Origin of the sequence: Halorubrum sp. DM2 (genome assembly GCF_901686465.1) — an archaeon.
Taxonomy (GTDB): domain Archaea; phylum Halobacteriota; class Halobacteria; order Halobacteriales; family Haloferacaceae; genus Halorubrum.
Map to the genome: position 1 here is coordinate 2891133 of NZ_LR594487.1, position 20532 is coordinate 2911664.

The window sequence follows — 20532 nt, forward strand, 5'->3', positions numbered from 1 at the left end:
TTCGACATGAGCAACCGACTGCTGCGCGTCAACGCGTACACCACACTCGACTTCGTCGACGGCCGGGTCCGCGCCCACGAGTTCGAGACCGAGGCACCCGGCGTCGTGAACGTCACCGCGCCGCGCGAGGACCCCGAACACGTCAGCTTACAGGTCGAACTCGACGGGACTGCCGTCGACGACCTCCCGGCGCACGCCGAGGAGTTCGACCTCTCGCCGGCGCAGGCCAGAGAGCTCGCGGACGCGCTGAACGACACCGCGGACCGCGTCGAGGCGGCGCGCCGCGGATCGTCCGCGGACGGCGACGAGGACTGACCCCGAGCGACGACACCGGACCACACCTGTTGCGGCCGAAATCGGTCCTCTAGAGCCGCAGACGGACCGTCAAAGGGTCAAAACCGCAGGAAGGGTTATCCCGTCTTGGCGAGTACCGATAATATGAGTGAACGGCGAGAGACGACCACCGGACCGACCGTGCTGGTCGTCGACGACGACAGAAACACGGCGGATCTCTACGCGGACTACCTCGATGGGTACGCGGTTTCGACCGCGTATTCCGGCGGTGAGGCGCTGGACGTCCTCGATGAAACGATCGATGTCGTCCTGCTCGATCGCCGGATGTCGACGGTGACCGGCGACGACGTGCTCGAGTCGATCCGAGAGCGAAAGCTCCATTGCCGGGTCGTGATGGTCACGGCGGTCGAACCCGACGCCGACATCCTCGACCTTCCGTTTGACGACTACTTAGTGAAACCCGTCTCGGCGGATCAGATCCGCGACACCGTCTCGCAGATGCACGTCCGTAACGGGTGTGACGACATGATCCGGGAGATGTTCGCGATCGCCTCCAAGATGGCGACCGTCGAGTCCAAGATGAGCGTCGCCGAACTCGAGGCCAGCCCGGCGTACGCGGCGCTTGAGGCGGAGTTCGACGAACTGCGAACCGAAGTCGAGAACCGCGATACGGAAGAGAGCATGTACGTCGAGTTCACCGACGAGAAGCTCCGAAGCCTGTTGAGCTGACCGTCGATCCGGTCGAGTCTCCGAGCCGGGAACGCCGCTACAGCTCCAGCCCGCGGATCGCGACGGTTCCCTCCTCGTCGTCTCCGTCACCGCCCTCCGCCACGCGCCCGATCACGCGCCCGTCCGTCCCCGCCGCCAACTCCTCGGCCGCCTCGGGGTCCAGCGCGGCCACGAACCCGGTCCCCATGTTGAACGTGCGGTACATCTCCTCGTCGGAGACGTTCCCTTCCGACTGTACGAACTCGAAGACCGGCTGCGGGTCGAAGGCGTCGTCGATCACGTACCGGTTCCCGCCGAGCCGTTCGAGGTTCGTCCAGCCGCCGCCGGTGACGTGGGCCGCACCGCGGACGCCGTGTTCGCGCATCGGGTCGAGCAGGTCGGTGTATATCGCAGTCGGTTCGAGCAGCGCCGCGCCGAGCGTCTCGTAGTCGCCGAACGGACAGGCGTCGGCGTACGCGTGGTCTCGCGTGGCCGCCTCCCGCGCCAGCGTGAGCCCGTTCGAGTGGACCCCGGAGGAGCGCCAGCCGACCAGGGCGTCGCCCGGCTTGGCCTGCCCGTCGAACACGCCGTCCTTCGCGGCGAGACCGACGCAGGCACCGGCGAGGTCGAGTCCCCGAATCACGTCGGGCATCACCGCGGTCTCGCCGCCGACGAGTTCGATGTCGGCCAGTTCAGCACCCTCAGAGAGCCCCTCGCCGACCTGTTCGGCGAACCGCTCGTCCGGCTCGTCGACCGCGAGGTAGTCGACGAACGCGACCGGTCGGACGCCGGCCGCGACGAGATCGTTGACGTTCATCGCGATACAGTCGATCCCGACCGTCGAGTAGTCGCCGAGCGCCTCCGCGACGAGCAGCTTCGTCCCCACCCCGTCGGTCGCGAGCGCGAGGTAGCGGTCGCCGATGTCGAGTAACCCGGCGTAGTCGCTCTCGGACTCGTCCGCCTCGGGGCCCGACCCGACCGCGCCGATCAGCGCCGCGGTCGCGGCCTCGCTCGCGTCGACGTCGACGCCCGCGTCCGCGTAGGTGAGTTCGTCGGTCTCCCGCTCGGCCGCCGCCGATTCCCCGCCGTCGCCCCCGTCGCCCTCGGACATGTGTGTGAGACCGCGCCCGCGGAGCAAAAACGCACCGTTCGCCGCGACGGGGACGCCTCCCGGGACCACCGCCGCGACGAGAACTCCCTCCGGAACCGCCGCCGCGACGTCGCCCGTCAGAACGGCCCGGCGAACCCGAGTCCGAGGACGAACACCAACCCGACCGCGAGCAGCGCGGCGGGGACGAAGACGGCCGCCCACACCGGTTTGCTCCACCCCATCACCGTCTTCCCGTCGAGGGGGCCGTACGGGACCAGGTTGAACGCCGCGAGAAACGCGTTGATCGCGATCCCGCGCGAGCCGAGGACCGTCACGAGGTCGCTCCCGAGGACGCCGCCGAGGACGAAGAGCGGGACGAACGCGACCATCAGCCCGAGGTTCACGGCCGGGCCGGCGAGCGCGATGTGACCGTGTTCGCGCGGCGTGAGCCGCCCGCGGTGGTGGACCGCCCCCGGCGCGGCGAAGATGAAGCCTAAGAGCGAGCTCATCACGGCCAGAAACAGCATGCTGTTGTCCGCGCGGAACTCGGCGACCTGGTCGTAGTGGACCGCGACCACCTTGTGTGCGACCTCGTGGAGGAGGAAGGCGACCCCGGCGGTCGCGAGCGCGACGAAAAGCGGCGGGAACACGCCCGCGGCGAGTATCCGACCGATCCCGTTCCACCCGCCGACGAAGAACAGCATGAACGCGACGCCGAGCGCGAGCCACGCGACGAGGAGGTCGCGGATCTCGGTCCCGCTGAAGTAGAGCCCCCCGATCCGCCGGCCTGAGGGGGTCGAGCCGGCGCTCATGCGAGTTCCCCGACAGCGCCGCGAACGAGGTCGGCCCCGTTGACCGCGCCGTCGACGAGCAGCCGCCCGACGTCCTCGACGCCGCCGACCTCAGCGCCGAACATCGCCGGGATGACGTACGCCGCGAAGAGGAAGCTCGCGACGATGCTCCCGACGTTCGTCATCGCGACGACGACGATGAGCCGGAACAGCGGCACGTCCAACATCGCGGAGAGCAGGTCGGTCATCGACCGGCTCTCGTCGCCGAGCAGCTCGTTGAGCGCACCGATGTCGGCGACGTTCACCGTCAGGCTCCTGAGTTCGACGTAGCCGGTGAACCAGCCGGGCGCGAGCAGCGGATTGATCGAGGTCATCCACGCGACCGCGCCGCCGACGCCGGCCGAGAGCCACCGCGCGCCGGCGATCTTCGCGAACGCGAACGCGAAGACGCCGTTGATCAGGAACCACGCGCCGAACAGCCGGATCAGGAACGCGTTCCCGGCCCCGCCCAGCGCCAGCAGGACGAAGAAGCCGACGAAGCCGACCGTGATCGCGTAGCCGATCGCCTTCTTCCACGGCAGGCCCCGCCCGGACTCCTCGCCGACCAGATCCGCCATCGGCGGGAGCGTCGCGGGACTCCTGAGATACCCTTCGATCCCCGCCCGATGTCCGGCCCCGACGACGGCGACCACGTCGTAGCCGGCGTCGCGGAGCGCGACGAGCCGGTGGGCGATGAACGCGTCGCGCTCGTCGATGAGCGCCTCCGCGCCGCCCGGGGAGAACTGGCGGAACTCCTCCATCATCATCGTCACCACGTCCGTGTCGGTGAGGTCGGCGGCGTCTAACTCCTCGATCCCGCCGGCCTCGGTGTCGGTCTCTCCGCCGGCGAACGCGCCCACCGCGCCCGCGAGGAGGAGGCCGACGACCAGCCCGAGGCCGATCCCGATCCCGAACCCGCCGATGGCGGTCACCGCGAAGCCGCCGAGGTACGTCGAGACGAGCCCGTCCGCGACGCCGGTCACACCGGCGGCGACGCCGAGGGCGAGCCCCGCGCCGACCGCGGCGTAGAGCCGCTGGTCGGGCGAGAGCGCGAGGGAGCCGACCTGGTCGACGACGACCCCGACGACGACGGCGACGAGGACCCCGCTGGCGACGCTCGTCAGCACGGCGCTCGTGATCCCGACCGCGCCGCCGAAGAAACCGATCGCCGGGCCGGCGAGGATCCCGACGATCAGCCCGCCGATCACGCCGGCGACCCGCGGGTCGCTGACGCCGAACGCGAGCCCGCCCACGAGCCGGAGCTTCTCGGTGAGCGTCATGCGCGCCCAGAACCGCTGGATCGTGGTCTGGATGTCCCGGTCGACTAAGGCGACGTCGATCCCGAGCGACTCGGCGATGTCGACGGCGGCCTTCATGTCGGCACCCGGCTCGATGTCGAACCGCTCGCCGAGCTGGGTCTGGACGTACGAGAGCATCCAGTACGCGAGGAACTGGAACACGGTGTTCCCCCTGAGCAGGTCGCCCGCGTCGAGGTCGTCCGGCGTCTCGCCGTTGAGCTGGCGGTACCGCCCCTCGTCGAGTTCCACCGCGACGACGTCGGGGCGCTCCCGCTCGATCGTCTCCTCGACCTCGTCAACGGAGCGCTCGGACACGTGCGCGGTCCCGACGACCGTGACGCTCCCCTCACCGTCGCCGTCGGGACCGCGGTGCGCCTCCCCGTCGAGGCCGGCACCGTCGGTCCGCGGGGACCGGTCGGTCGACGGGGGCATACCCTCGCTCCCCCGTGACGTCTCTGTCATCACCCGTCGTACTCGGTCACCGCGTTTAGGGTTTGTGAGTCAGTCCCGGAATCCGCTCTGCGGCCCGGAGTCGCCACGTCTCCGTCGGTCCGACGACCGTCCTCGGTGATCCAACAAGTTTGTATCCTCACGTGCCCCACAGCAGCACATGTCCCGGCTGCTGCCCTCCCTGCCGGATGCGACGCCCGAGGAGCGCGAACCTCGGGTCGTCGGCGTCGACGACGACGAGGCCGACGACCTCATCGCCGCCCTCGGCTCCGAGACCGCCAGAGCGATCCTCTCGACGCTCCACGACCGCCCGGCAACCAAGTCCGAACTCGCAGACGAGGTCGACACCTCCCTCCAGAACGTCCAGTATCACCTCTCGCGGCTCGACGACGCCGACCTCGTCGACGTCGTCGACACCGCCTACTCCGAGAAGGGACGCGAGATGGACGTGTACGCCGCCGCGGACGAGCCGCTGGTGCTGTTCGCCGGCGGCTCCGAGGAGTCGACCGGGATCAAGACCGCGCTCATGCGCCTGCTCGGCGGCTACGGGCTGATCGGTCTCGCGGCGGTCGCGGCCCAGCGGCTCCTCGCCGTCGGGTCGCTCGGCGGTTCGCGGTTCACCGCCCGCTCCGGCGGCGGCGACGCCGGGACGACGACCGGGGGCGACGGCGGGGGCGGCCCCACCGTTGAGAGCGTTCCCGACCAGAACACCGCCGCGGAGGGGACGGACGGCGCGATCGAACTCGTCGGCGACCCGCTCGCGGAGTACGCCGTGTCCCTCGTCGAACCCGGGGTCGTCTTCTTCCTCGGTGCCGCGCTCGTGTTCACGCTCGCGTGGGCGTACTGGTACCGCGCGTCGGCGTAGCGCCGCCGCGCCGAGCGGCGGGCGTGGGACAGCTATTCAAGCCGCCGCCACCACGTTCCGGTATGGAACACGAGGCCGAGGTCGTCGGGGTCGGTGCGGGGTCAGCGCCGAGCGGCGACGTCCCGGCGGTGATCCTCTCCGCGCGCGGCGAGTACGTCCCGATATTCGTCAGCGGCGATCAGGCGCAGTCGATCGGGATGGCCTTGGAGGGCGAACCGTTCGACCGACCGCTCACCCACGACCTCCTCGTCGATATCCTCACGGAGTTCGGCGGCGCTATCGACCGCGTCCGCGTCGACGACCTCCGCGACGGGACCTTCTACGCGAAGGTGGACGCCGAGCGCTACGACGACGGCGAGCCGGAGCGGTTCGTCTTCGACGCGCGGCCCTCCGACGCGCTCGCGCTGGCCGTGCGCGTCGACTGCCCGATCGTCGTGACCGACGAGGTGATAGACGAGGCGGGCCGCCCGCCGGACTCGATACGGTTCGGCGGCGACGGCGACCCCTCCGAAGAGCGCTGAATCGGACCGTCGCGTCGTTCGCGCGGTCGCTCCTGCTCCCTCCTGTCCTCTCCACGCAACCGCCCCGGCGTCTCCCGCCCGGGATCGAGAAGCCGGTCGTTCAAGTCGCCGGCCCTCCCACGACGGGCATGGACGAGACGGCCACGCTCGCCTCCTCGCACACCGAGATGACGGAGATGCTGCTGCCGAACGACACGAACAACCTCGGCCGCGCGCTCGGGGGGACCGTGTTGCACTGGATGGACATCTGCGGAGCCATCGCCGGCATGCGCTTTTCGAACCGGCAGGTGGTCACCGCCTCGATGGACCACGTGGACTTCATCGCGCCCATCGAGATGGGCGAAGTCGCCATCATCGAGGGGTACGTGTTCAACACCGGTCGGACGAGCGTCGACGTGAAAGTCGACGTGCGCGCCGAGAACCCCCGCACGGACGAGACGCGTCGGACGACCACCTCCTACTTCACCTTCGTCGCGCTCGACGAGGAGGGGCGGCCGACGCCGGTCCCGGACCTAGAGTGCCCGTCCGAGGACGAACGCGTCCTCCGCGACGACGCCATGGAGGGACGCGAGGAACAGCTCCGGCAGGTCGTCGAGCGGTACGACCTCTGATCGGCTCTCGACCGGGACCTCACTCTCCCGAGCCGGCGACGACGTCGACGGTCGCGTCCGGGTCGTCGGTCTCCGCGACCGCCGCCTCGTGCGCCGCCACCGCGCGGTCGGCGAGGTCATCGAGGGCTTCTCCGCCGGCCAAGTGACTCGGACAGCCGCAGTCGGAGGCCCCGAATCCGTCGATCGGTCCGTCCGGGAGCCGGCGCGCGACCGCGCACTCGACGTCGACGCCGCGGCTTCGGACGACGCGGTCGATCCGCGCCGCCGGGTGCCCGAGCAGGTAGTCGACGTGCCAATGCCGCACGTCGTGGTCACCGCGCGCGGTCCGCCGGTGTCTGTCGACCCGGGAGAAGCCGCCCGAGCCGAGCGCGCTCCCGGTGTAGGCGTACGTACCCGCCGGGAGATGGCACTCACCGAGCGCGCCCGCGGACAGCGTCGCGTCCTCCGCGAGGTCGACGACGAGCGTGTAGCTGCCGCCGTCGGCGTCGCTCATCGGTGAATCTCCGCCGGGATACCGGCTGCCGCCGGAATCGTCGCCGCCGCCGCCATCACGACAGCGCGGCCGGAGCCTCGTCCGCGGCCGCCCGAAGCGACCCGACCAACTCGCCGGCGTCGTCGTCGAGCGAGTAGGTGTCGTGGAAGTCGGCCGGGTCGCGGTCGCGGCCCGACAGCGCGCCGACGACGCCGGCGATGCGATCGTAGTTGTCGCGGACGAGTCCGCCGACGATCCCGGGGGTCCCGGCGCGGTCGGCCAGCTCCTCGGCGGCCGACCGCCCGGCGTACACGCGGCGCTCGACGGGGTCGACGAACACCATCGCGAACGGGCGTGAGCCGAACTGCGCGTCGAGGAACGGCCCGACCGGGTCGGCCTCCCACGGGACCGCGACGACGCCGTCGAGCCGGCGGAGCGCGACCGCCGCGACCGAGCAGTACGGGCAGTCGCCGTCGAAGATCAACACCGGAGCGTCCGCTTCGTCCGGGTCGGTAGGCATGTCGAATAATAGGGCCTCCACCGGCTTAAGCGGCCGGTCGGCGGAAGCGAAAGGTTTGTCGTGAGACGCCGAATCGACTCAGTGCGAGTGACCGAGCGCCTCTTCGAGGGGCTGTCCGAAGCGCTCCTCGAACAGCTCCGCGGCCGTCTCGTTCATCTCCGCGATGTCCTCGGGCACGTCGCCCTCGCTGTGGTGGACGATGACGTGCGCCTGCTGGGCCATCGCCTGAACGACCACGTCGGAGACGACCGCGGTCGACGGCTCGCCCTGCTCGCTGAGCACGTCGACGAGGCCGGCCGGCAGTTCGAACGACTCTTCGTCACCGTCGGGACCGGTGACCGTGTAGGTCTCGGTTTCTCCCATACACGTGGGTCGCGGCCGCGACATAAGGGTCTGTGGAAACCGGACGGGACCCGAGCGCGGCCGTCGTTCGCGGCCGCGCACCTCTCCCACCGATCGGTCTCACCCGTGCGACGAGATGGCCCTCACCGAGAAGCCGGAGCCGACGATTGTGGCGAGGTACACCGCGATGGCCGTGACTACGATCGAGCCCCCGGAGGGAAGTCCGAGCCCGATCGAGACGGCGAAGCCGCCGACCACCGACAGCTGGCCGAAGATCACCGCGAGGTACATCGTCTCGCGGAAGCTCCGGGCGACCTGTGAGGCGGCCGCGACGGGGACGACTAACATCGCGGCGACGAGGATGACGCCGAGCACCTGCATCGCGCCGACGACGACGACCGCGGTCAACACCACGAGCAGGGTGTTGTAGCCGGTGACGTTCAGCTGCGCGACGCGTGCCGCCTGCTCGTCGAAGGTGATGAAGAGGAGCTGTTTGTACGTCAGCGCTACGCCCGCGACGACGATAAGGGAGAGCGCGCCCATCAGGCGCGCCCCCTCCGGCGTGACGACCGCGAGGTTCCCGAACAGGTAGCCCTGAATGTTGACCCCGGTGAGTCCGTCGCCGTAGCTGATGATCAGCGTGCCGACCGCGAAGCTCCCGCTGAGCATGATCGCGATCGGCACGTCGCCGTAGGCGTCGGTGCGCTCGGTGAGCCACTGGACCGCGAGCGCGCCGAGGATGCCGACGGCGAGCGCGACGAGCAGCAGCGAGCCGTTCCACCCGGTCGAGGAGGTGACGAGGATCCCGATCGCGACCCCGGCGAACGCGGTGTGCGCGAGCGTCTCGCCGATCAGCGCCATCTCCCGGTGAACGAGGAAGGAGCCGACGAGCGGGGCGACGACCCCGACGAGCACGCCGACCGCCATCGACTGCCACATAATCGGGTGGCGGAACACGTTCGTCCCGAACGCGGCGTCCATCCCGCGGCCGAACGACCGGAACGCGGCGTACAGGTCGCTCGCCACCGGGAGGCCCCGCGCCCAGTAGAGGACGAGGAACCCGAGCATGGCGACCGCGACGACCGCGGTGACCCCGATTCCGACGAGCTCCGCGGTCCGACGGAGTCCGCGGTCGGGGCGGGAGACGTCACGGTCGGCGGCCGCTGATCCCTCGCTCATCAGTGGTGGTGGTGGACGACCTGTCCGGCCGTCCCGTACGCTTCCGCGAGGGCGTCGCTCTCGACGAACGACTCCGTGTCCCCGTGGTGGTACAGCTCGGTGTTGATACAGGCGATGCGGTTCGCGCGGTCGGTGACCACGCCGATGTCGTGTTCGATGAGGATGATGGTGATCCCCTCGTCGTTCAGCTCGTCGAGGAGGGCGTAGAAGGCGTCGCGCGACTCGGCGTCGACGCCGACGGTCGGCTCGTCGAGCGCGAGCAGGTCCGCGTCGCCGGCGAGGGCGCGCGCGATGTACGCCCGCTGTTTCTGTCCGCCCGACAGCTCCGAGACGAGCCGGTCGGCGAGATCGCCGATGCCGACCGTCTCGATGGCGTCGGCGACGGCGGCGCGGTCGGCCGCCGAGAGCCGCCCGCGCCCGGCGTGCGCGAACCGGCCCATCGTGACGCACTCGCGGACGGTGACCGGCATCGCGCCGCCCCGGCTCGTCGCCTTCTGCGAGACGTAGCCGATCCGGCCGCCGTCGTCGAACTCCTCGACCGGCCTGCCGAACAGTTCCACGGAACCCTCGTCCGGGTCGTGGAGACCGAGCATGAGATGGAGCAGGGTGGTCTTCCCGGAGCCGTTCGGCCCGACCAGCCCGAGGAAGTCCCCTTCCTCGACCGTCAGAGAGACGTCGCTCACGGCGACGGTGTCGCCGTAGGCGAACGTCACGCCGTCGAGGTCGACGATTGCGCTCACTACGTGTCCCGTGTCTGGGTCGGCCGCACGTTTAGCTCTTTTACTCCGTCCTCGCACCGTCGCGCCGAGAACTCGACCGGCGGCCTGTCGTCGGTCCCGCTCACTGCGCGCCAAACGCCCGCTCGAAGGCGGGGACGTTGATCTCGGTCATCTGTTCGAGGTAGCCGTAGCCGGCGTCGTTCCACTCTCGGGTCGTCCCCCCGGCGGGCGTGACGGGGACCGCCTCCGTCGCGTCGCTGTTCTCGACTATCGACTCGGCGAGTCGGGGCGACTGGAACCGATCGTACAGCACGACGTCCATCCCCTCTGAATCCACGAGATCGATCGTGTCGGCGATCTCGGTCTGCGTCGGCTCGTTCTGCGGCGAGACGCCGACCGGCGAGTGGAGCCGGAACCCGTAGCGCGCCTCTAGGTACTGGAAGGAGTTGTGCCCCGCCAGCACGGCCACGTCGCGCGCGGCGTTCTCCGCGATCGACTCGAACGCGGCGTCGACCGCGTCGAGTTTGTCGGCGTAGGTGGCGGCGTTGTCGGCGTACGCGTCGGCGTTGTCCGGGTCCGGTTCGCCGAGTCCCGTCGCGATCGTCTCGACCATCTCGGCCGCGAGGACCGGATCGACCCAGACGTGCGGGTCGTATCGCTGCTCGTCGTGACCGCCCTCTTCGCCGTCGTGACTCCCTTCCTCTCCCTCGTGATTCCCTCCCTCGCCGTCGTGGTCGTCGTGGCCGTCTTCGTCCCCGTGCGAGTGGTCCCAGTCGAGCAGGTCGTCTTCCACTCCGTCGAGCGCGTCGATCACGGCGACGGTGTCGTAATCGTCCTCTAGCGTCGCGGCGAGATCCTGCGCCCACGAGAACTCCGGGCTGTCGAGGTAGACGAACGCGTCCGTCGCGGCGACGTCCGCGGCGAGGGTCCCGTCCGGCGTCCACCCGTGGCCGAGCTGCCCCACGTCCACCGGATCCTCGAAGCTTGCGCGGTCGCCCGCGACCTCGTTCGCCCAGTCGTTGAGCGTGAAGAAAGCGGCGTAGCCGGCGTTGAACCCCCCGGATCCGCCGTCCCCGCCGCCGGTACATCCCGCGACCGACGCCGCCGTTCCCGCGACCGCGAGTCCGGCACCGCGCCGCAACACCGACCGCCGTGAGTGTGTCATACTCACCGATAGCGCGGATTAACAGAAAAAGGTTATTATTTGATAACCTAGAATTAATAACACAGACATCGAGAGCGTTCCCGATTAACAACTCGGCGTTCGAGCCGCGCACATTCGCCGCTCGAATCGCAGGTATTCGCCGCTCAGGATTCGGACGCGACCGCCTCGACTCACTCCGCGAGGTCGACGACCGTGGCGTCGGCGAGGTCGGCGAGCGTCTCGGGATCGATAGCGAACACCGCGCTCGGCGTCCCCGCCGCGCCGTAGACGGTATCGTACTCCGCGAGCGTCGGATCGAAAACGGTCGGGAGTGCGGCGTCGTGACAGATCGGCGGGACGCCGCCGATGCTCCAGCCGACCACCTCGCGGATCCGGTCGGGGCCGCCCATCTCGGCGGCGTCGGCCCCGAAGTGGTCGGCGACCGCGTCGAGGTCCAGTCGGTTCGCGCCGCTCGTGATCGCGGCCGCGAGGTCGCCGGGCGAGTCCGGTTCGCCACCCGACAGCGACACGACGATAGTCGAGGCTATCGCACCCGTCTCGCAGCCGACGGCGTCGGCCGCGGCGGCCGCCGTCTCCGTCCCCGCCTCGAACTCCAGCACGTCGAGGTCGACGCCGTGGCGTTCCCGCGCCCGCTCCGCGAACTCCGCCGCGCGTTGATGCATGCTATCGGAGCCGCGTCCCGCCGGTATCAAGCTCTCGGAGGCGGTGAAACTGCGGCACTCGCGGTCGCGTTCGACGCCGATCGGTCGTCAGACGCGGTTACCGCGTTCGAAGCTCGTCTTTGTCCTTGAGCACGCGGGCGTCGCCCTCCCCGGAGGTGACCTCGTTGACGAGGTCGTAGAGCTCGTTTTGAAGCCCCGCGGGGAAGGTGAGGACCCCGACCCACGACCCGTCGTTCTGCCACTCCTCGCGTTCGAGGTCGCCGAACTCCCTGATCTGCGCCTGCCCGGATCCCGCGTAGTCGGCCGGGAGCTGGACCGCCATCGTCACCTCCTCGAACCGGATCGGGATCACCGGCCGCAGCGCGTCGAGCGCGTCGTCGACCTGGTTTTCCACCGGCTCCATCGGGTCGATCTGGAAGCCCGCCTCTTCGAGGGCGCGCTCGATCCGCTCGGGCGGGTGCGGCGAGTCGTCCATCTGCGGGTTCACCGCGTTGCGCGTGATGGTGGTGACGAGCTGGTTGTGCTTCCGTTCCTGCATCTCCGCGCGCTGCTCGGCGGTGATCTGGATCTCCCCGCGCTCGACGACCTCGGGGATGATTTCGAGCGCATCGGTGGTGCCGAAGACGGTCTCCAAGTCCCCTTCCGCCGGTCGGTCGCCTCGCGAGGCGTTCTCGAAGACGTCCTCCGCGGCGATGACCTCCTCCAAGTCGCCCTCAAACTCCCCCCGTTTGATCGCGAGCGCGGCGTCGGGGTCGATCAGGACCTCGAAGCGCTCCCCGTGTGACTCCAGTCGGGCCGTCACGGCCTCGTCGAGCGATATCATACCGAACGATACCACCCCCGCGGGCAAAAAGCCTCCCGCCGTTGGCCCACCGTCCGAATCGCGGTGTCCGGTCGTCGCGGCCGCGCCTCGGTCGGCTACCTGCCCGCCGACGGTCGCTCGTCCTCCCACGCCGCGCGGCACGTCTCCGAGCAGAACTGTCGATGGACGGCGTCGCCGCCCTCGACCCACGTGACCGTTCGTCGACCGACGCCCAGCGCCGGCTCGCCGCACGCTGCGCAGCGCGGCGCGGACTCCTCGTCGACGTCCTCCTCGAGTTCCGAGGTCGGATCCACCATACCGTCTCGTGTGCCCCCCGGACACTTGAACCTGCGAAGGGCGGCAGTTCTGGCCACGGTCGTAGCGATCCCGTCGACCGGGCCTTCCGGCCGCCATCGACTCATTTCGCCCACCACCGAGGCGATCCGGCCGCTACCGCGTCGTCCGAGCGTCGCGGTCGGCAGCCGTCCGCGACGGGTGTTCAACCGTTATCTCCCGGTTCGGGCTGGGACCGACGACGGTCCGCTCGCGTCCGTCCGGCCACCGCACGTCCACGCGCAGCGGTTCCGCGTCCGCGAGCCCGAAGTGAGCGACCGGCTCCGTCTGGCAGAGACAGCCGCCGCCCGCGTCGACCGTCCGGCGCTGAACCCCGTCGGCGGTCTCCAGCGTGACGACGGCCCCGCGCGCCGGCGCGCCGTGGCGCGTGGTGGGGCGCACGCGGATCCACCCGGCGTCCGGCGCGTCCGGGTCGCCGTAGGCCGTCACCGGCTGCGCGGCGATCTCGCCGTGGACGACGAGGAGTTCGAGCGCGCCGTCGCCGTCGAGGTCGGCGGCCACCGCGCCCGTGCCGAACCCGTCCGACTCCGCGGCCGCACCGAGGTCCGCGGACTCCCAGCGCGACGGCTCGTCGGGGCCGCCGACTCGTTCGAACAGCCGGTTTTCGTCCCCGCAGACGTTGAAGAACAGCTCCTCGCGCCCGTCGTTGTCGAAGTCTGCGGCGACGACGGTCCGAACCGCGCCGGCGTCGCGCAGCGCGGGCGGGGCCACGTCCTCGTACCCGCCGTCGGGCGCGCAGCGCAGGAGGCGGCTCGGGGCCGACTCGTTGCCGACCGCGAGCGCGAACGTCCCGCCCTCGTCGACGATCGCGGCCCCGCGCGTGTCACCGCCGGGGTCCGAGAGCTGCGGACCGCCGTCGGTCCGGGCGTAGTGGCCGTCTCGGTTGCTAAACAGCCGGTTCGGACCTCCCTCGACGCCGGCGAACAGGTCACCCTCGCGGGAGCGGTACGGGACCGCGAGCAGCGACCGACAGCCGCCGTCGACCTCTAGGCCGACCATCTCGGCCATATCGGTGACCTCGCCGTCGTCGCCGAGTTCGTAGAACGCGAGCGGCGCGGCGTACCCGGAGACGGCGACGCCGTAGCGCCCCGTCCCCAGCCGGTCGAGCGCGGCGACCGAGCGTCCGGCACGAACGTCGAGGCGGTCGGCGTTCACCTCCCGGGCGAACACGTCGGTCCAGCGGTAGCGGTCGGACTCCAGCCGGCTGAGGAGGAGGTCGGGATCGCCCCCGTCGACGCCGCGCGCGCAGTTGTGAACGTACACCTCCTCGCAGCCGTCGGCGTCGAGGTCGGCCGCGCACACGCCCATCCCGTGGCGCGTCCCGTCGGCGACGATGCCGCAGGCGGTGTCGGAAAAGCGGTCGCCCTCGCGGGTGTACAGCCGGTTCGGCTCGCCGTAGCCGGCGACGAAGACGAGCGGCCCGTCGCGGCCGGGCGTCACCGCGACGCCGTACCCGCGCATCGGGCGTCTGTCGTCGACGAGGGCGGACCGCTCCGTGAACATGGCCGCCCGTCACCGCTCCGGGGATATGAACGCACGGGTTGGATACGGTCTGCGGTCGGCGGGAGGAAACCGGAAGAGAGGCTATAGGTTCCGCTCGATGTAGCGGTTCAGCCGCGAGAGCCGGTCCACGTCGAACGTCCAGAGGCCGCGCCAGACCCGGGGTTCCGTCTCGACCGCGAGCAGCCCGACGCCGCCTTCGATCCCTCGTTTGAGGTCGCTTTCCGGACCGCTCTCGGCCGGGTGCGGCCCCTCCGGCGGTCGGTACACGACGAACCAGCTGTCGATGAAGTCGGGGTCGTCGCCGGCGTGGATCACCGCATCGAGGTCGTCCGGGAGGTCGTCCGGGACGCCGTACAAGTGCGTGTCCACGCCGGTGTCGGCGATGCGTTCGTAGACGGCCCGCGTGCCGACCTCGTCGTCGATGCGCGAGAGCCGCTGGAACGACGAGCGGAGGATGCCGTCGCCGGCCATCCACGCCGCCCGTTCGATGAATCGCGAGATGGTAATAAGGAGGAGCTTCTGGCGGTTCGACTCGGGATACCCCCGGAGCGTGAACGTCGCGTCGTCGAGCCCGCTTATCACCGAGGGGAGGTCGACGTCGCCGAGCGATCGGCTGCCGGTGGTGTACAGGTCGGAGTTGACGAAAAGCACCGCGTCGCCGAGCGCCGCGAGCGTCGACCCCGCGACCACCTCCTCGCCCTCCATGAGCAACACGAGGTTCTCGATATCGGCGGGGTCGTCGCCGTCGAACGGAATGTCGTCGCGCTGACTGAGCACCTCGACGTCGAGCGCGGGGACGACGCCGTCGTTCCCGTCGGCCACGCTGATTCCGGTCAGGTCCTCGGCGGTCAGGCCGATGCTCCGGTCCGCGTCGACGGCTCCCGCGCCGTCGGTCACGGGGCCGTCACCCGCGCCGATCACGGGGTCGTCGACCACCCGCACTACGTCGTCGCCGAACGTGTCCACGAGCATGTTCAATACCGGGTCCGGGTCGGTGCGGTTGACGACGACCACGGAGCGCTCGGGCCCGTCGAAGCGATCGAGAAACTGTTCGAGGGTCACGTTGCCCATGCTGAACGGGTCCGACGCATAAGAATTCCCGCGCGATTCTCAGAGTTGAGAACAGCTTTTCGAGGACCGGTTTGCGCGAAGTCGCGCGTGGTCGCGCAGCCGCCACCTACCAGCTCGCTCGGTGGCAACCGCGTGCTCGGGCTCGCTTACGCGCCCAGCGTGTCCTCCAACAGCTGGAGCGGGTGTTCGATCTCGTAGCCGGTGCCGTGTTCCATCTGCATCGCGCAGGTCGGACACTCGGTCATCCCCACGTCGCCCTCGGCGTCCTCCATGTGCTCGAACATCTCCTCGCCGATCTCCATCGACTTCTCGTACTTCTCCTCCTTCCAACCGTAGGTGCCGGAGATGCCCGAACAGGAATCGCCGACGTCCTCCACGGTGACGCCGTCGACGTCGCGGAACGTCTCGACGGCCTGTCGCGCGAGGCCCTGATTCCGGGCGTGACACGGCGCGTGATACGCGAGTTCGCGCTCCTCGTCGAGCCCGCCGGCCGCGTCGAGTTCCCCGTCGAGATCCTCGTGGATGCGGAGGTACTCCATCGCCTCGAAGGTGTGTTCCGCCAGGTCCTCGATCCCGTGGAGGTCGAACAGCTCGGGGTACTCCTGTCGCAACGACATCGAACAGGAGGTACAGGAGGCGATCACGTCCGCGCCCTCGCCGATTGCCTCGACGAGGTTCTCGACGTTCGTCTCGGCGTGCCGTCGGGCGTCGTCCAGCATGCCGTTCGCGAACATCGGCGTCCCCGAACACTTCTGGGGCGGGACCATCACCTCGTAGCCGAAGTGTTCGTACACGCGGACCATGGCCTTGCCGACCTCGGGGGTGTTGTAGTTGGAGTAACAGCCGTGGAAGTAGGCCACCCGCTTGTCCGGGTTCTCCACGTTCGCGCCGCCGCGCGCCTTCCACCACTCGCGGAACGTCTCCGTCGCGAACTCGGGGAAGTCGCGCTCCTTCGGGATGCCCATCACCTTCTCTAAGGCCCACCGCGCCGGCCCGAAGTTCATCGCGAACGAGGCCGTCCGCGGGAACATGCTCGCGAGCCGCGCCGACGTGCGGTAGTTCGCCAGCAGGCGGTTCCGGACGTACTCGACCGAGAGCTTCTCCATCTGGCGCTCGACGAACTGCCCGCGCGCCTCGTTGTGCATCTGCGAGAGCGGCACCGAGGACGGACAGGCGTCGTCACAGCGCATACAGTTCGAACACGACGTGATCGATTCGTCGATGTCGTGGTCATCCTTCCGCTTGAGCCGCCACTGCTCCGGTCCCTGGAACTTCGGGCCGGGGAACTCGTCGTCGACCTCCGCGACCGGACAGGAGGTGTCACAGCTCGTACACTTGTAACAGGAGTCGGCCCCCTCGCGGAGGTCGAGGTCGCCGCCGGGGAACACGTCGACCGGGTCGTACGCGTCCGGGTCGAGCTCCGTCGAGTCGGTCCCGCCGGTCGCGCTCTCGGTCCCGCCCGCGGCGCTCTCGACGCCGCCGTCGGTGGCGGCGCGGGTCGCGGTGTCGTCCGCGCCCGCCTCCGCGTCGCGTGCCCCGATCGCGTCGTCCTCCGGGATCTCCCCGTCGTCCGGGACGAAGATCGACGGCTGCTCGTCGCGGCCGGCCTCCGGGACGCCGGGACTCGGCGCGTCGGGGCCGTTCGACCCCTCGCGTCCGCCGCGATCGTCCTCGCTCGACTCCTCCGCGCTCCCGTCGTCGTCCGTGTGTCGTGTCATTGGGTCGCCTCCGTCGCCGCCTGCCGCCCGGCCACGATGCCGGTCGCGAGCGATACCCCGCTCGCGGACTTCTCTCTCGCCGCGTCCGCGCCGCCGACGACGCCGCCGGCCGCGAACACGTTCTCGTACTGTGCTTCGCCGTTACCGTCCACGGGCCGCATCCGCCCGTCGGGTCGCACCCCGAACCGCGCGTACGGCTGATCGCCGAACGCGTCGTCGACAAACCACTCGTACCGGTCGTCGGGCTGGTCGACGTGGCAGTCGAAGACGGGCTCGCGGACCCCCTCGCGGTCGGAGTCGAGCCCCTTCCCGACGAGCCCGCCGGTCGCCAGCACGAACGCGTCGGCACCGTACGGTGCCGTCCGTCCCTTCCGGTCGACCGCGACCGTCTCCACGCGGCCGGCGGCGGCGGACTCGACGCCGACCACGGGGTTGCCGGTCTCGAACCGGACGCCCTCGGCGTCGAGCGCGTCGAAGAGGCGGTCCTCCAGGCGGAGTCCGGGGAGGCTCGGCGGTCCCGTCGGGATCTCGAACACGTCCGCACCGAGCCGCTCCGCGAGTTCGGCGCGGACCTCGTCGCCGCGGTCGTCGCCGAGGAACGCCGGGAAGCCGACGCGCTCGACGCGGTCGACGCCGCCCGACCCGTCGACCACGTCGTGGAGGTGCGGCGCGACCGCCTTCGCGAGCGCCTCGCGGGCGGGGACGCCGTCGATCGCCTCGTCGTGGTCGAGCGCCTTCGCGACCCGGGTGATCTTCGCGTCGGCCCGGAACGCCTCCGCGAACTCCACCTCCGCGCCGGCGACGTCGAACGGCACCCCGGCCGCCTCCAGCCGCCCCGCGAAGGCCCGCGCGTCGTACTCCGTCAGCGACCGGAAGCCGACGACGAGCATCGGTCGGTCGTCGCTCGCGAGGCCGGCCTCGGCCGCCGCCGGGTACCGCGCGGTCGGCTTCACGGCCCCGCCGAACGTCGGCACCAAGGCGTTGCGGTCGGTGTGGCCGCCGCGGTACGCGTCGCCCGCGAGGTCGTCGAAGAGGTCGAGCCCCTCGCGGAGCGCGTCGCTCCCCGCGATCCGGTACGGGTGCGACTCGGGAAGCCGATCGATCGCCTCGAACGGGTCCGCGAGCGGTCCCTCCGGGTCCGGCCACTCGTCGCGGTCGAGTTCGCGGCCCGCGGTCGGCGGCCCGTCCCGGAGCGGCTTCGCCGGCTCCGTCGCCGGGACGTAGCCGAGCGCGTCGATCAGCCCGGAGGCCTGCCGTAGAGTGCTGGCCTTATGCGAGACGAGCCGCACGTCAGCGCCCTCGCGGGCGGCCGAGACCGCCGCGGTCACCGCGGCGAGACCGCCCCCGATCACGAGGACGTCGCTGTTTATCGCCATCAGCGACCTCCGTCTGCGGTCGCGTCGTCCGCTGCGCGACCACCGTCGGTGCTCACGTCGTCCGCTGCGCGACCACCGTCGGCCGCCGCGGTCCCCGCCGATCCGGACTCGTCGCTCCCCGTACCGCCGGCGGCAGGCGACTCGCTCCCAGCGTCGAACGCGTCGAAATCGACCGACTCGTCGAGGTTCGCCGGGTCGCCGTCGCGGTTCATCGTGGTCGCGTGGAGCAGGTGGTTCAACATCGCCTGCGAGAGCTGCTCGCCCCATAGGGCGTGGCGCTGGCCCTTCCAGCGCTCCTGATACAGCTCGTCTTCGGCGTCGCGGACCACCGGTTCCGGGTACTCCTGAGCGAGCTCCGACGCGATCCGGTGGGTACAGAAGCCGCCCTGACAGTTCCCCATCGAGGCGCGGGTCCGCAGGCGGACCGCGTTGAGGTCGGAGCCGGCCTCGCCGACCGCGTCCTGAACCTCCGCGCGGGTGACGCTCTCGCAGTTACAGACGATCGGGTTCGGGTCGTACTCGTCGAGTACGTCGTCCGCGCGCGACCCGAGCCGCTGGCCCGAGCGGCGGGCGACGGGGGACCGGAGGCCGAACTCGTCCATCAGCTCCTCCATCCGCGCGGGACTCTCCGACCCCGGCAACGGAGCGTCGGCGGTGTCGCACTCCGCCTCGTGACCGAGCGTCTCGCAGACGTGGTCGGAGATGGACTCGGCCATCATGCGGTAGGTGGTGAGCTTCCCGCCGACGATGGTGGTCATCCCCGGGAGGTCGTCGCGGTCGCCGTGGTCTAAGAGGAAGTAGTCGCGGGTGATGTCCGTCGGGTCCTCGGTGCCCGTTCCCGGCGGCTCGTAGAGGGGCCTGACGCCCCAGAAGGAGCGGAGCGTCCGGGCGTCTTCGAGCGCCGGGACCAGCTCCGAGAGCGTCTCGATCATCAGGTCGACCTCCCAGTCCTCCTCGGGGTAGTCCTCGGGGTCATCGACCTCCTCGTCCGTCGTGCCGAGGATACAGGCGGTCTCGTGGGGGACGATGATGTCGGCGTCGCCCTTCGGCCGACAGCGGTTGACCACGGTGTCGACCTGCCGGGTGTTCATCACCGTCATCACGCCCTTCGAGGGCCGGACCTCCACGTCGACGCCGGCCATCTCGCCGACGTTGCCCGCCCACGCGCCGGTCGCGTTGACGACGTGGCGCGCGCGGATCGCCTCGGTCGTCCCCGGCTCGCGGTGGACCCGCTTGCCCGGACCGGTCTCGTGTTCGATCTCGACGCCGACGACCTCGCCGTCCTCGACGAGCACGTCCGTCACCGGCGCGTGGGTCTCGATCCGCGCGCCGTGTTCGCGGGCGTCCGCGGCGTTCGACACGCAGAGCCGGAAGGGATCCACCGCGCCGTCGGGCAGGGCGATGGCCTTCTCGACGTCGCGCGCGAGGTACGGTTCCCGCCGCCGCGCCTCCTCGCCGTCGATCACCTCGACGGGGATGTCGCACGCGCGACAGCCCTCCAGTTTCTCTTGGAAGTACTCCTCCGAGTCCTCCGGGCGCTTGACGAACAGCCCGCCCGTCTCCTCGACGCAGTGGGCCGCGATGTCGCGGAGGACCATGTTCTCCTCGATGCACTCCTCCGCGCTCTTCTGGTCCGAGACCGCGTACCGACCCCCGCTGTGGAGGAGGCCGTGCATCCGCCCGGTCGTTCCGTGCGTCAGGTTCCCCTTCTCGACGAGGACCGTATCGAGGCCCCGTCGCGCCAGGTCCCTGACGACGCCGCAGCCCGTCGACCCCCCACCGACGACGACGACGTCCACTTGTCTGTCCATGGGAGGCCCTTGGACCACGACCACTTTACTTTACCTCCCGAGGCGTCTTGCCCATAACTATCAGAGACATTCAAGTAGTGTAATCCATGTCTTCGCCGATATTTTTATATACCTCACTTTTTCACTCCCGCTACAGTTCGGATTTTAACAGGAAGATTATTATGGTAGTAC

Annotated in this window: 22 protein-coding genes; 5 read left to right on the top strand and 17 right to left on the bottom strand. The window is 70.1% G+C overall.

Annotated elements, in window-relative coordinates:
* The first annotated feature begins 6 nt into the window (after positions 1 to 6).
* On the top strand, positions 7 to 315 hold the full coding sequence (locus tag QOL69_RS14505) for a DUF6360 family protein (protein ID WP_048076690.1): 309 nt from the start codon (positions 7 to 9) through the stop codon (positions 313 to 315).
* A 123-nt stretch (positions 316 to 438) separates the two neighbouring features.
* Positions 439 to 1023 carry a response regulator gene (locus QOL69_RS14510; RefSeq protein ID WP_048076689.1) on the top strand — a complete coding sequence of 195 codons (585 nt, stop codon included), beginning with the start codon at positions 439 to 441 and terminating at the stop codon, positions 1021 to 1023.
* 37 nt (positions 1024 to 1060) lie between these two features.
* Here the strand turns inward: QOL69_RS14510 and purM are convergent, their stop codons facing one another.
* The 3 genes from purM to QOL69_RS14525 form a co-directional block, all read right to left on the bottom strand.
* Complete coding sequence (purM, locus tag QOL69_RS14515; protein WP_048076688.1) at positions 1061 to 2113, bottom strand: phosphoribosylformylglycinamidine cyclo-ligase; 1053 nt, start codon at positions 2111 to 2113, stop codon at positions 1061 to 1063.
* A gap of 116 nt (positions 2114 to 2229) precedes the next feature.
* Complete coding sequence (locus QOL69_RS14520; protein WP_283403732.1) at positions 2230 to 2904, bottom strand: zinc metalloprotease; 675 nt, start codon at positions 2902 to 2904, stop codon at positions 2230 to 2232.
* On the bottom strand, positions 2901 to 4682 hold the full coding sequence (locus tag QOL69_RS14525; protein WP_283403733.1) for a TraB/GumN family protein: 1782 nt from the start codon (positions 4680 to 4682) through the stop codon (positions 2901 to 2903). Before QOL69_RS14525 ends, QOL69_RS14520 begins: the two co-directional genes overlap by 4 nt.
* A gap of 148 nt (positions 4683 to 4830) precedes the next feature.
* Between QOL69_RS14525 and QOL69_RS14530 the strand changes: the two genes are divergently transcribed.
* From QOL69_RS14530 to QOL69_RS14540, 3 genes are all read left to right on the top strand, one after another.
* The gene (locus tag QOL69_RS14530; protein ID WP_283403734.1) at positions 4831 to 5535 is read left to right on the top strand and encodes an ArsR/SmtB family transcription factor; all 705 of its coding nucleotides are present in this window, start codon (positions 4831 to 4833) and stop codon (positions 5533 to 5535) included.
* Between the two features lie 62 nt (positions 5536 to 5597).
* Positions 5598 to 6056, top strand: coding sequence for a bifunctional nuclease family protein (locus QOL69_RS14535; protein WP_048076684.1), 459 nt, complete (start codon positions 5598 to 5600; stop codon positions 6054 to 6056).
* A gap of 128 nt (positions 6057 to 6184) precedes the next feature.
* Positions 6185 to 6667: an acyl-CoA thioesterase gene (locus QOL69_RS14540; protein ID WP_048076683.1), complete on the top strand. Its 483-nt coding sequence runs from the start codon at positions 6185 to 6187 to the stop codon at positions 6665 to 6667.
* A gap of 19 nt (positions 6668 to 6686) precedes the next feature.
* Here the strand turns inward: QOL69_RS14540 and QOL69_RS14545 are convergent, their stop codons facing one another.
* The 14 genes from QOL69_RS14545 to glpA all read right to left on the bottom strand — a co-directional run bounded on the left by QOL69_RS14545 (position 6687) and on the right by glpA (position 20361).
* Positions 6687 to 7160: a GIY-YIG nuclease family protein gene (locus tag QOL69_RS14545; protein WP_283403735.1), complete on the bottom strand. Its 474-nt coding sequence runs from the start codon at positions 7158 to 7160 to the stop codon at positions 6687 to 6689.
* A 55-nt stretch (positions 7161 to 7215) separates the two neighbouring features.
* Positions 7216 to 7659: a thiol-disulfide oxidoreductase DCC family protein gene (locus tag QOL69_RS14550; RefSeq protein WP_283403736.1), complete on the bottom strand. Its 444-nt coding sequence runs from the start codon at positions 7657 to 7659 to the stop codon at positions 7216 to 7218.
* A gap of 78 nt (positions 7660 to 7737) precedes the next feature.
* Positions 7738 to 8022: a DUF7545 family protein gene (locus QOL69_RS14555; RefSeq protein WP_283403737.1), complete on the bottom strand. Its 285-nt coding sequence runs from the start codon at positions 8020 to 8022 to the stop codon at positions 7738 to 7740.
* A 99-nt stretch (positions 8023 to 8121) separates the two neighbouring features.
* Complete coding sequence (locus tag QOL69_RS14560; protein WP_283403738.1) at positions 8122 to 9180, bottom strand: metal ABC transporter permease; 1059 nt, start codon at positions 9178 to 9180, stop codon at positions 8122 to 8124.
* Positions 9180 to 9920: a metal ABC transporter ATP-binding protein gene (locus tag QOL69_RS14565; protein ID WP_283403739.1), complete on the bottom strand. Its 741-nt coding sequence runs from the start codon at positions 9918 to 9920 to the stop codon at positions 9180 to 9182. Before QOL69_RS14565 ends, QOL69_RS14560 begins: the two co-directional genes overlap by 1 nt.
* Before the next feature lie 100 nt (positions 9921 to 10020).
* A complete protein-coding gene (locus QOL69_RS14570) occupies positions 10021 to 11064 on the bottom strand; it encodes a metal ABC transporter substrate-binding protein (protein ID WP_283403740.1) in 1044 nt (347 codons plus the stop codon).
* A 170-nt stretch (positions 11065 to 11234) separates the two neighbouring features.
* On the bottom strand, positions 11235 to 11726 hold the full coding sequence (locus tag QOL69_RS14575) for a YbaK/EbsC family protein (RefSeq protein WP_283403741.1): 492 nt from the start codon (positions 11724 to 11726) through the stop codon (positions 11235 to 11237).
* Between the two features lie 97 nt (positions 11727 to 11823).
* Positions 11824 to 12549, bottom strand: a complete 726-nt coding sequence (locus QOL69_RS14580) for a ribosome assembly factor SBDS (RefSeq protein ID WP_283403742.1) — start codon at positions 12547 to 12549, stop codon at positions 11824 to 11826.
* A gap of 95 nt (positions 12550 to 12644) precedes the next feature.
* Positions 12645 to 12845 carry a DUF7576 family protein gene (locus QOL69_RS14585; protein WP_283403743.1) on the bottom strand — a complete coding sequence of 67 codons (201 nt, stop codon included), beginning with the start codon at positions 12843 to 12845 and terminating at the stop codon, positions 12645 to 12647.
* Positions 12846 to 12978: 133 nt separating this feature from the next.
* Positions 12979 to 14385, bottom strand: coding sequence for a CRTAC1 family protein (locus tag QOL69_RS14590; RefSeq protein WP_283403744.1), 1407 nt, complete (start codon positions 14383 to 14385; stop codon positions 12979 to 12981).
* Positions 14386 to 14466: 81 nt separating this feature from the next.
* Positions 14467 to 15447, bottom strand: coding sequence for a hypothetical protein (locus tag QOL69_RS14595; RefSeq protein ID WP_283403745.1), 981 nt, complete (start codon positions 15445 to 15447; stop codon positions 14467 to 14469).
* A gap of 155 nt (positions 15448 to 15602) precedes the next feature.
* Positions 15603 to 17174 (bottom strand): anaerobic glycerol-3-phosphate dehydrogenase subunit C, encoded by a 1572-nt coding sequence (locus QOL69_RS14600; protein WP_283403746.1) that lies wholly within the window; start codon positions 17172 to 17174, stop codon positions 15603 to 15605.
* Positions 17171 to 18550: a glycerol-3-phosphate dehydrogenase subunit GlpB gene (glpB, locus tag QOL69_RS14605; protein ID WP_283403747.1), complete on the bottom strand. Its 1380-nt coding sequence runs from the start codon at positions 18548 to 18550 to the stop codon at positions 17171 to 17173. The genes QOL69_RS14600 and glpB overlap by 4 nt, the downstream gene beginning before the upstream one ends.
* A complete protein-coding gene (gene glpA / locus QOL69_RS14610; protein ID WP_283403748.1) occupies positions 18550 to 20361 on the bottom strand; it encodes an anaerobic glycerol-3-phosphate dehydrogenase subunit GlpA in 1812 nt (603 codons plus the stop codon). Before glpA ends, glpB begins: the two co-directional genes overlap by 1 nt.
* Between the last annotated feature and the right edge of the window lie 171 nt (positions 20362 to 20532).